2 protein-coding genes and 1 pseudogene are annotated in these 2,782 nt (G+C 76.8%); 1 reads left to right on the top strand and 2 read right to left on the bottom strand.

Annotation, left to right across the window (positions count from 1 at the left end; translation table 11 throughout):
- A pseudogene (locus AE652_RS39045) lies at positions 1-509 on the top strand (monooxygenase); the annotation flags it as partial.
- A gap of 28 nt (positions 510-537) precedes the next feature.
- On the opposite strand, the gene rny reads toward AE652_RS39045, so the two are convergent.
- Positions 538-2,007 (bottom strand): ribonuclease Y, encoded by a 1,470-nt coding sequence (rny, locus tag AE652_RS39040; protein ID WP_049660255.1) that lies wholly within the window; start codon positions 2,005-2,007, stop codon positions 538-540.
- Between the two features lie 133 nt (positions 2,008-2,140).
- Positions 2,141-2,782, bottom strand: coding sequence for a recombination regulator RecX (gene recX / locus AE652_RS39035; protein WP_053112545.1), 642 nt, complete (start codon positions 2,780-2,782; stop codon positions 2,141-2,143).

Raw genomic sequence — 2,782 nt, 5'->3', positions numbered from 1 at the left:
CCGCCTACCCGGCGGCGCCCTCCGGCGTCCCGGCCCGGGTCCCGGTGCAGCGCGGCGCGCGCGGCACCACCTCGCTCAGCGAGCTGCTGCCCGCCACCGCCCCCGGCGTACTCGTCCCGGACCTGCCGGTGCTCGCCGACGACGGCACCCCCGACCACCTGCACGCCCGGCTCGGCACCACCTTCCTGCTGCTGCTGGTCGCCCCCGGCACCGCCGTCTGGTCCTCCGAGCACTGGCTCGGCGCCGGCCTGATGCCCCGCCTCGCCGAGGTCGCCGCCGCGCTGCCCGTCCCCGCCGAGGTGCTGGTCACCGAGGACTACCCGGGCGCCGGGCCGCACACCGTCCTGCTGATCCGCCCGGACGGCCACCTGGTCGGCACCACCCAGGGGGCCGTCGCCGAGGACCTGCTCGCCCTCGCCGACCGCGCCCGCGGCGGCCCGGCCACGCTCGGCCCAGCCCCCGACCCGGCCGAGCAGCCCTCGCCCCAGCAGGTGGACTCCCCGAGCTGAGGCCTCCGGGCCGCGGCGGGCCACGGTCTCAGCCGGCCACCGCCGTGGCCCGGCTCTCGCGGACCACCGTCACCCGGATCTGGCCCGGGTACGTCAGCTCGGTGGAGACCTGGCGGGCGACCTCACGGGCGATCAGCTCCGCACCGAGGTCGTCCACCGCGTCCGGACGGACCATCACCCGCACCTCGCGGCCCGCCTGCATCGCGAACACCTCGGCCACGCCCTCGTGCGAACGCGCGATCTCCTCCAGCCGCGCCAGCCGCCGGACGTACAGCTCCAGCGACTCCTTGCGCGCACCCGGCCGGCCGCCCGAGCAACCGTCCGCGGCCTGGGTCAGCACGGCCGTCACGGTGCGCGGATCGACCTCGTTGTGGTGGGCGGCGATCGCGTGCACCACCTCGGCGGACTCCCCGTACCGCCGGGCGAGCTCCGCGCCGACCGCGGCGTGGCTGCCCTCCGACTCGTGGGTGAGCGCCTTGCCGATGTCGTGCAGCAGCGCCGCGCGCCGCACCGGCTCCGGGTCCACCCCGAGCTCGGCGGCCATCATCCCGGCCAGGTGCGCGGACTCCAGCAGGTGCCCGAGCACGTTCTGCCCGTACGACGCCCGGTAGCGCAACGAGCCCAGGGTGCGGACGAGTTCGGGGTGCACCCCGTCGACCCGGGCCTCCAGCAGGGCGTCCTCGCCGGCCCGGACGCAGCTCTGCCCGACCTCCTCGCGGCTGCGCTCGTACAGGCTCTCGATCCGGGTCGGGTGGATCCGGCCGTCCTCGACCAGCTGCTCCAGGGTGAGCCGGGCGGTCTCCCGGCGGACCGGGTCGAAGCAGGACAGCTGCACCGACTCGGGGGTGTCGTCGATGATCAGGTTCACGCCGGTGACCGCCTCGAAGGCGCGGATGTTGCGGCCCTCGCGGCCGATGATCCGGCCCTTCATGTCCTCGTTCGGCAGCCGCAGGACGGTGACGGCGCTCTCCGCGGTCTGCTCCGTCGCCAGCCGCTGGACCGCCCCGGCGACGATGTCCCGGGCCCGGCGCTCGCCCTCCTCCCGGGCCTCGCGCTCGATCTCCCGGACGGTGACCGCGGCCTCCCGCCGGGCCGAGTCCTCGGCCTCCCGCAGGAGTTCGGCGCGGGCCTGCTCGGCGGAGAGCCCGGCGGCCCGCTCCAAGGCCGCCGCCCGCCGGGCGACCAGCGCCTCGGCCTCGCCCCGGGACTGCTCCAACTCGGTGGAGCGCTCGGCCAGTTCGTCCTCCCGGCGGCGCAGCCTGCGCAGCTCCTCGGCCATGTCCTCCTCGCGGCGGGCCAGTTCGGTCCGCTGGCGGGCGGACTGCTCCTCGGCCCACCGGCGGGCCTGCTCGGCCTCGGCCAGCGCACCGCGCCGGGCCGCCCGGAGCCGCCTGATCGCCAGCCCGGCGGCGGCTACGACCACCAGCAGCAGGAGTGCGGCCGATCCGGCGACCGGCACCAGTGAGCCGCCCGGGCCGGTGCCCGCCGAGATCCCCATTCCCGCCCACTCCCCCGTCGCCGCGCGCGCCGCCGTCCGGAGGCGCCCCGGGCACTGAAGGCGAGGCTAGGTGGGGGTCACGGGAGGGTCAAGAGTTGACCTGGTCCACTCCAAGACACCTACAGAACTGCCACTACTCCCGACCCGACGGTTCACTCCACTCCTCTTCCAGCGCGCTGCGCACCACCCGGAACGCCAGTCCTTCGGAGTAGCCGCGCCGGGCCAGCATCCCGACCAGCCGCCGGGTGCGCACCTGGGTGTCCAGCCCCCGGGTGGACCGCAGCTTGCGCTCGACCAGCGCCCGGGCCGCGTCCGTCTCGTCGTCGTGGTCGAGTTGGGCGACGGCCTGCTCGACCAGGTCGGCGGCGACGCCCTTGGTGCGCAGCTCCTGGGCCAGCGCCCGCCGGGACAGGCCCCGGACGGCGTGCCGGGACTCCACCCAGGCCGCGGCGAAGGCCGCGTCGTCGATCAGCCCGACCTCTTCGAGCCGGGTGAGCACCGCGTCGGCGGCCTCCTCCGGGATCTCCCGCTTGCGCAGGGCGTCGGCGAGCTGCTTGCGGGTCTTGGCGGCGCCGGTCAGCAGCCGCAGGCAGATGTCCCGGGCGCGGGTCTCCGGGTCGGCCGACTCCTCGGCCTGCTTCCGGGAGGTACGGCCGGAGCCCTCCTCCCCGGGCAGCCCGGTGGCGGAGCGGCCCCGGCGCCCGCCGCGACGGGAGGCCGAGGCGGCCACACCCCCGTGACCGGCCGCCTCGCCGCCGCCGCGGCCGCTCTCCAC

This window comes from Kitasatospora sp. MY 5-36, from assembly GCF_001182915.1.
GTDB lineage: Bacteria > Actinomycetota > Actinomycetes > Streptomycetales > Streptomycetaceae > Kitasatospora.
Note: the sequence above shows the minus strand (reverse complement) of the source record. Positions and strands in the feature narration are given on the sequence as shown.